The sequence below is a fragment of the Nodosilinea sp. LEGE 07088 genome (assembly GCF_015207395.1).
Taxonomy (GTDB): domain Bacteria; phylum Cyanobacteriota; class Cyanobacteriia; order Phormidesmidales; family Phormidesmidaceae; genus Nodosilinea.
This window is the reverse complement of the sequence record NZ_JADEWX010000228.1, coordinates 1-7,609: the sequence shown is the minus strand read 5'-3', so window position 1 is coordinate 7,609 and position 7,609 is coordinate 1. Positions and strand designations below refer to the sequence as shown.

The window sequence follows — 7,609 nt, the reverse complement described above, 5'->3', positions numbered from 1 at the left end:
GGGTTGGGCCATTGGGGCGGTAGAAGCGACCCCAAAAATCTGGGATATTGCCGCAGTGTGGGCGATTGTGCAGGCCGCCGGAGCCACCTGGGTGCCGCTGGATGATGTCCCACCGTTTCCGTTAGAAATCGGCCAAGACTACAGCCGTCGCCCCTACCCCACCCTGGCCACAGCCCAGGCCCCTCTGGTCGATGTCTTTCGACCTCTGGTCAAGGGCGTGGCCAATCGAAGCTAATGCTGTTTATGACCTCACCCGTCGAGATTGGGCTACAGCTTGTCGAGGCTTTCAGGAGAAATCTCAATGCCAGGCTGGGGACGCCAGGTGGCCTCGTCGGCCACCAGATCAGACAGTTCACTGGCTGAGATACCCATATCGTGGCAGGCCGAGCGCAGCGCCGCCTGAAATGTGGCGATGTCGTCGCCGTAGCCGCACTGCTGGGCTGCGATCGCCAATCCCTTGCTCGCATTAGCGCGGGCGCAGTCGATCAGCACGACACCGGTCAATGGAGACGAACTTGCCATAGGTTTTTTCGATAGCGCCTGTTAACAAACAACAAAAATCTACCACCACTGGCTACTTCTCACATCTAACCTATGGCAGACTCGGTACGCTAAAACACACTGAAGGTAGACCTTCTATAGCCGCCAACTCCCACAGGAGGCAGATGATAGTTTGAGGCCGTTGCGATGTAATGAGTTTATAGCACGACACAACGAAAGGAAAACAACAGTCTATGAGTATCAACATTGGTCTATCTGATCAGCAGCGCCAGGGTGTCGTTGGCATTCTCAACCAGGTGTTGGCTGACGCCTATTTGCTATTGATCAAAACTAAGAAATACCACTGGGATGTGGTTGGCCCCCAGTTTCGCACCTTACATGAGCTGTGGAAAGAACAGTACGAAGCTCTGACAGCCAGCATTGATGCTATTGCCGAACGAGTGCGCATGCTAAACGGCTATCCGTTAGGAACCGCCGCCGCATTTCTCAAGCACACCAGTCTAAAAGAGCACCCCGGTGACCTACCCAACGCCTGTGAAATGGTGCGGCGTCTGGTGATGGATCACGAACAAATCATTTGCAATCTGCGCACAGCTGTTGACTAGACCGCTGACGAATTTCATGACGAAGGTACTGCTGACTTTCTCACCGGTCTGATGGAAGATCACGAAGAAATGGCCTGGATGCTGCGATCTTTTGTAGAGGGTGAAGCTCTCGAACCTAGCGGCGATCGCGATAAGGAATTGGTCGCTAGCTAGATGCCGATAAGCGAGAGCTATTTGATTTGACCTAATACGCCAACCCTACGTCGTCTGAGGGCTTAGGTCTGCCGGGCGACGTAGGGGGTAAACAACCTAAGGTTTGACGCTTGGGGCAAAGCTCTAAACGTCTAGACTTACGTTTTTTGCCCCTTGCATCTACCCCACTTTTGGCCTCTTGTTAGCAAGAGCCTGGAAGTGGGGTATTTTGCTTGACCCCAGTGGGTTAATACCGAATTTTATCCACCCGGTTTTGCAGTGCAATGCTTCTACAAGATTCATGATCTGAATCAGGGCTACTCAAACAGGATTTCGTATAAGCTCCTGAAATAGGGCAGTTGTGCCTAGTAGACTGCGGCATAAGTTGGGTGACTATTGCCAATAGCAGGGGGGCAGGGGAGCTAGGGAGCAAACCGATCCGAAACGGTAGGCATACTTCAGCCTTTGGGTACTAGCCTGGGATTATATGCCTGCAAAGTAGGGTTGACCTTGGGTAAAAAACTCAGGTTGGTTGACTACAACCTGCACGTCTGCAACGGTGAATCTGGCCTCGCGCTGGTGCTGTTGCTCAAACCCCTGGTCGTTGTAACGATGCACCAGCTGAAAGCCTAAGCACTGGCTAAGGCAAAGCTGCCCAGCCGTGAGCGCATAAATGCGATCTAGTGCCTTGGAGGCGTATTCCTGCCCCTCCACGCCCGCCGATCGCCTCGCCCAACAGGCCTTCGACTACGGCCTTGACGCCACCCTGGGCGATCAGACCCTGGAGGTCGAAGTCACCGCCGAGCGCCCCGACCTGCTAGCCGCCGAGGGCTTTACCCGCGCCATCAATGTCTACAATGGCCAGGCCCGCACCGTGCCTGATGCGCTACCTGCCTCCGGTCGCCAGGTGACGGTGCTGCCCGAGGTGCTGCCCTTGCGGCCCCACATTGCCGCCCTGGTGGTGCGTGGGGCCGACCTGCAAAATGGGGGCCTAGCGGTGCTGGTGCAGTTTCAAGAAAAGGTGACCCAGACCTTTGGTCGCCAGCGCAAAAAAATTGCCATCGGCGTCTACGATCTAGACCAAATCGACGGTGACCTCACCTACGGTGCCGCCTCGCTCGATCAGCTGACCTTTGTGCCGCTCCAGGGCACCGAGGCGATGACGGCTCGCCAGATATTGCACCGGCATCCGGCGGGTAAAGCCTACGGGCATACGCTTCCAGCAGGTGACCAGGTCCCCGTACTGCGCGACGCCAATGGTACGGTGCTGTCGATGCCGCCGATTATCAATGCGGCGGGGGTGGGGGACGTCAGCGATCGCACCTGCAACCTGCTGATCGATGTCACCGGCATTTTGGCTAAGACGGTGCAAGAGACCGCCAATATTTTGGCCCACAACTTCTTAGATACCGGGGCCGAGGTGCAGACGGTGGCAATTGTGGCTCCCGAGGGGGCGATCGCAACGCCCAGTTTGGCCCGCTACCCGGTGCAGTTTTCGGCCAAGTATCTGAATGAAATCATGGGCACTGCGATCGCCAAAACCAGCCTGGGGCAAGTGCTCTCCCGCATGGATTTGGTGGTGAGCGGTACCGATGTGGTGCATGTGCCCACCTACCGCACCGATATCTTTAGCCAGGTCGATTTGGCTGGCGACCTGCTGGTGGCTCTAGGCATCGAGAGCCTCCAGGCCGAGCCCCTGGCGGTGAAGTTTCACCTGGGGGCGGCAGACCCGCTGCGCCAGGTGATGTTTCGCGTGGGCGATCTGGCCCAGCGCATGCAGTTGATGGAGGTCAAAAGCTTTGTGCTCACCGACCCCGACATGCTCGACCTCTTTGCCGCCCCCTATGTGCAAACGGGGAACGCCAAAAGTCGCACCTATAGTGCCACTCGCACTACCCTCCAGGCCGGGCTGCTCGATATTTTGGCCCGCAATATCAACGCCCCCAAGCCGATCAATATCTACGAAACCGGCGAAGTGCTGCGGTTCACACCCACAGGCGACATTCGCGAGAGCCAGGGCTGGGCCTTTGCCAGCCTCGACGCACGGGCCTCGTTTACCACCGCCAAGGCCTATATGCAGACCCTGCTCAAGGCCCTGGGGCTGAGCTATGAACTGGCGGTGGGCGAGGCCCGTTACTACATTCCAGGGCGGGCCGCAACGGTGCTGATCGATGGGCAAGTCGTGGGCGAATTTGGCGAAATTCACCCCCAGGTGCTGGAGTATTTTTCGTTCCCGGAGCCGGTGTGCGCCGGGGAGCTAGACTGCTCTGCGAGCTTGATTCAAACCTCTAGCGATCGCCCCCTGTAGAGGCAGTCACCCCCGATTCCCCCTACAGGCTGGTCTTGATGGAATCGGGGGTAGGTGGTTTGGATTTGGTATGGCCTCGTACCGGGCTGATGGGCGACTGAGTTGAGCCATTCCCTTAAAATGCTCTGCTAGGCTTGCCCTTACTCGGGTTGATATAGTGAATAATTAGCGCTATCTCATGTTGATTCAGTAGTTTTCACGCAGGATAATGGTCTGTGAAGCAGCTCTTCCAAAAAATTAAGCGTAAGGCGGTGAGGGCCTTGGCTCGAGAGCTGGCGCTAGAGACAGAACAAAGGCACCAGCCTGACCACCTGTGCAGACTGGGTACAGGCTCGGTATTAATGTCAGAGGCTATCATCAGCAACCTGGCAGCAGATCCAGACGCCATTGTGGTTGGGCAAAACTCCCACATTCGGGGACAGTTGCTGACCTACGGCCACGGTGGCCAGATCACCATTGGCGATTGGTGTTATGTTGGGGCGCGGTCTGAACTGTGGTCAATGGAGTCGATATCCATCGGCGATCGCGTTTTGATCGCCCATGATGTTAACATCCATGACGGCACGGCCCACTCCAGGGTCGCGGCGGAGCGTCATCGGCATTTCCGCCATATCGTTGAGCGCGGCCACCCCACCACGGCGAAACAGCTGCCGGGGGTGTTTTCGTCAGCGATCGTCATAGAAGACGATGTTTGGATTAGCTTTGGCGTCACTATTTTAAAGGGGGTTACGATTGGCCAAGGAAGTATAATCGCGGCAGGCTCCGTTGTGACTAAAGATGTGCCCCCCCAAACGCTGTACCGCTGCCAGATCTCGCCTATTCTTACGCCTTTATCAGCCGTTTTGCAGCCTGGGCAGCTGACCTAAAAACCTTGGGCCAGCGGCTCAAAAAAGTAAGTCTATGGTCAGATACTTAGATTTGGAATGCCAGGGTTGAGGTTTCGAGTTAACCCTATATCCCTGTAAATATGTCGTTTAGATCTTAAAAGTGATCGTGTTTTCTATAAATAATCTAATTGAGAAAGCGATTGAAAAAGTTGAGCGCAGACTGTCTTCTGGTCTAGCCGAGCAGTCAAAACGAATCGATGATCTGTTGGTGCTCCAGGGGCGGGCGATCGCGCTGAGTAATGCCAGTCGAGCGCCCCTCAGCTCTATCCATGATGCCGAATTTAAAGTCTTTTCTCAGTTTGGTGAAGACGGCATTCTTCAGTACCTAATTCGAGAGACTGGCATTAGTCGTAGCGAGCAGATTTTTATCGAGTTTGGCGTCCAAAACTACGTCGAATCTAACACCCGATTTCTACTCTGCAACGACAACTGGCGCGGGCTCATCTTAGATGGCAGTGAGCAGTACATCAACTTCGTGCGCAGCCAAGATCTGTACTGGCGGCATGATCTGACTGCCGTCACCGCCTGGATCACCCGCGACAACATCAACGATCTGATCAAAGATGCCGGGTTTTACGGCGATGTCGGCATTCTCAGCGTCGATATCGACGGTAATGACTACTGGGTTTGGGAGCGCATTAGTGTGGTTAACCCCGTCATCGTGGTAGTTGAATGGAATAGCGTCTTTGGCCCCGACCATGCCATATCGGTGCCCTACAGCGAGACATTTCAGCGCCAGCAGGCGCACTACTCCAACCTGTACTGGGGAGCCTCTATTCAAGCTTTTCACCACCTGGCCCAGAGCCAGGGCTACGCCCTGGTAGGGTCAAACACCGCCGCGAACAACCTCTTTTTTGTGCGCCAAGATCGCCTGGGTAGACTGACCGCGCTCTCGCCCCAAGCGGCCTACCTCGACTCGCGCTTCCGTGACTCGCGCGATGCCAACCATCAGCTCAACTTTCTCTCTGGGCAGCGTCGATTGCAAGAAATTTTAGACCTGCCAGTAATTGATGTCATCACCGAAGCCCCCACCACCCTGCGCCAGCTTGGGGCTTAACCCCTCCGTTACATGGCCCTCTTAGCAAACAATCGGTCAAAACAATCGGTCAAAACAATCGGTCAAAACAATGGCTCAAATGACTTGGGAAGAATCAGTGCAGTGGCTGCGGGATCAGCCTGAGCAGCAGGGGTTAGTTCAGGCCTGCTATTTTGACGACCCCCTGTTTGAGGCGGCCCAGCGCTTTTGGCAGAGCGCCGAGTGGCAGGCGACGGCGGTGCTGCTGCCCCCGCCCCCCGGCAGAGCCCTTGACCTGGGGGCGGGGCGGGGCATTGGTAGCTATGCCATGGCCTACGATGGTTGGCAGGTCACAGCCCTAGAGCCCGACCCCAGCCCCTTGGTGGGGGCCGGGGCAATCCACGGACTGGCCCAACAGAGCGGCTTACCCATCGAGGTGGTCAGCGAATATTCAGAACGGCTGCCCTTTGACGACAATAGCTTTGATGTGGTCAACTGCCGCCAGGCGCTTCACCACGCCCACAATCTGGAGCAGACCTGTCGAGAGATATATCGCGTGCTCAAGCCCAAGGGCGTGATGATTGCCACCCGAGAGCATGTCATCAGCCAGCCCGAAGACCTGCAAGCGTTTCTAGATTCTCACCCCCTGCACCGGTTCTACGGCGGTGAACATGCCTATCTACTGACTGAGTACCTCTCCGCCCTAGAACAAGCCGGACTGCAAATGCGTCAGGTGCTAGCTCCCCTAGACTCCCCCATCAACTACTTCCCAATGACGCTAGATCAGTGGCACGAGTACTGCACAAAGCCAGTGGCTAAACTGATTGGCCCAGGGCTGGCCCACGGGCTGTTTAACCCCAGGCACCCCCTGGGTCGCTGGCTATTGCCCCAACTGGCTCACTTTCGTAACGCAGTAGACCAAACTCCGGGTAGACTCTATACGTTTGTTGCTGTTAAGCCATCAATGGCTAGGAGTGCGGGTTAATGCGACGCCAGCGGTCACTTGAACGGCAGAGTCAGATCATTCGTACCTACCAGGCGGGAGAAAAATCTCTCTGGCCGGTGGGGTCTGTAAAACTAGCTTTTAGGGAGTTGTACTTCTCCCGTCACGCCATCTGGCATCTGTTTGTGCGAGATTTTGTGGCGGGTTTTCGGCAAAAGATCTTTGGCTATTTTTGGATTTTAGCCTCGCCGCTGCTGGGCATCCTCAGCTTTGTGTTTATGAACTCCACCGGCATCTTAAATCCCGGTGAGCTAGAGATTCCCTACCCAATTTTTGTGTTTGTCGGCACCAGTCTGTGGAGCCTGCTGACCATTACCACCACCACCGTGGCCAATGGATTGATTGGCAACTCCGATCTGATCATGCGCACCAATATCCCTAAAATTGGGCTGGCGGTCACCGGCATGGCCAGCGTGCTGTATAACTTTTTGGTCAGCATTGCGGTGCTGTTCATTATTTTGCTGGCGTTTCAGCTGTGGCCTGCGCTGAGCGGGCTAATGTACCCCCTGGCCGTCGTTCCTCTGGTGATGATGGGGATTGGCTTTGGCCTGATGCTGGCGGTGGTTGGTTCGGTGGCGCGAGACATCACCTCAATTTTTATCAACCTGCTGGGGTTGGCCATGTACATTACCCCAGTGGTGTACTCTGCCGAGTTTGCCAATCCTCAGCTACAGCAAATTGTGCGGCTCAACCCGTTGACCTACCTAGTGGACACGCCCCGGAGTCTGTTGATTTTAGGCCGTGTATCTAGCCCCCTAGGCTTTATGCTGGCGAGCCTGGTGGCGGTACTGGTGCTGGTGGCCGGAATTCACATGTTTTACTTGGTAAAAGATAAAGTGGCGGAGCGTTTGTAGATGCAAGAAGAGCTGTCTATCGTTGCGGAAAACGTCTCTAAGAAGTTTGGTCTGACTCTGAAGCAGTCCATGAAGTATGGCCTGCGCGACATTGGCAAAAACCTGCTGGGTCGCCAGGTCAAGACGGAGGTGCTGCGCCAGGGAGAGTTTTGGGCGGTGCAAGATGTCAGCTTTAGCCTCAAACGCGGCGAAGCCCTGGGCATTATGGGGGTCAACGGCAGCGGCAAAACGACCCTGCTGCGGATCTTGAACGGAGTTTACGCCCCCGATGCGGGGTTCATTCAAATGCGGGGCCGGGTAGGGG

8 protein-coding genes and 2 pseudogenes are annotated in these 7,609 nt (G+C 55.7%); 9 read left to right on the top strand and 1 reads right to left on the bottom strand.

Translation table 11 applies throughout. The features are described from left to right. Positions 1 to 235, top strand: a pseudogene (locus IQ254_RS28090) (inositol monophosphatase family protein); the annotation flags it as partial. A 32-nt stretch (positions 236 to 267) separates the two neighbouring features. Here IQ254_RS28090 and IQ254_RS28085 read toward each other — a convergent pair. Beyond that, positions 268 to 522 carry a hypothetical protein gene (locus IQ254_RS28085; RefSeq protein WP_193969452.1) on the bottom strand — a complete coding sequence of 85 codons (255 nt, stop codon included), beginning with the start codon at positions 520 to 522 and terminating at the stop codon, positions 268 to 270. Positions 523 to 734: 212 nt separating this feature from the next. On the opposite strand from IQ254_RS28085, the pseudogene IQ254_RS28080 reads away from it, so the two are divergent. From IQ254_RS28080 to IQ254_RS28050, 8 genes and pseudogenes are all read left to right on the top strand, one after another. Beyond that, a pseudogene (locus IQ254_RS28080) lies at positions 735 to 1,259 on the top strand (Dps family protein). 489 nt (positions 1,260 to 1,748) lie between these two features. Then, a complete protein-coding gene (locus IQ254_RS32240; protein WP_255527038.1) occupies positions 1,749 to 1,871 on the top strand; it encodes a hypothetical protein in 123 nt (40 codons plus the stop codon). A 40-nt stretch (positions 1,872 to 1,911) separates the two neighbouring features. Next, positions 1,912 to 3,546: a phenylalanine--tRNA ligase subunit beta gene (gene pheT, locus IQ254_RS28075; RefSeq protein WP_193969451.1), complete on the top strand. Its 1,635-nt coding sequence runs from the start codon at positions 1,912 to 1,914 to the stop codon at positions 3,544 to 3,546. Between the two features lie 215 nt (positions 3,547 to 3,761). Further along, positions 3,762 to 4,412 carry an acyltransferase gene (locus tag IQ254_RS32835; RefSeq protein ID WP_313887592.1) on the top strand — a complete coding sequence of 217 codons (651 nt, stop codon included), beginning with the start codon at positions 3,762 to 3,764 and terminating at the stop codon, positions 4,410 to 4,412. Positions 4,413 to 4,539: 127 nt separating this feature from the next. Further along, positions 4,540 to 5,490: a hypothetical protein gene (locus IQ254_RS28065; RefSeq protein ID WP_228041176.1), complete on the top strand. Its 951-nt coding sequence runs from the start codon at positions 4,540 to 4,542 to the stop codon at positions 5,488 to 5,490. Positions 5,491 to 5,560: 70 nt separating this feature from the next. Continuing rightward, on the top strand, positions 5,561 to 6,433 hold the full coding sequence (locus IQ254_RS28060) for a class I SAM-dependent methyltransferase (RefSeq protein WP_193969450.1): 873 nt from the start codon (positions 5,561 to 5,563) through the stop codon (positions 6,431 to 6,433). After that, positions 6,433 to 7,305: an ABC transporter permease gene (locus tag IQ254_RS28055; protein ID WP_193969449.1), complete on the top strand. Its 873-nt coding sequence runs from the start codon at positions 6,433 to 6,435 to the stop codon at positions 7,303 to 7,305. Before IQ254_RS28060 ends, IQ254_RS28055 begins: the two co-directional genes overlap by 1 nt. Continuing rightward, a partial coding sequence (locus tag IQ254_RS28050; protein ID WP_193969448.1) for an ATP-binding cassette domain-containing protein occupies positions 7,306 to 7,609 on the top strand: 304 nt, incomplete at its 3' end.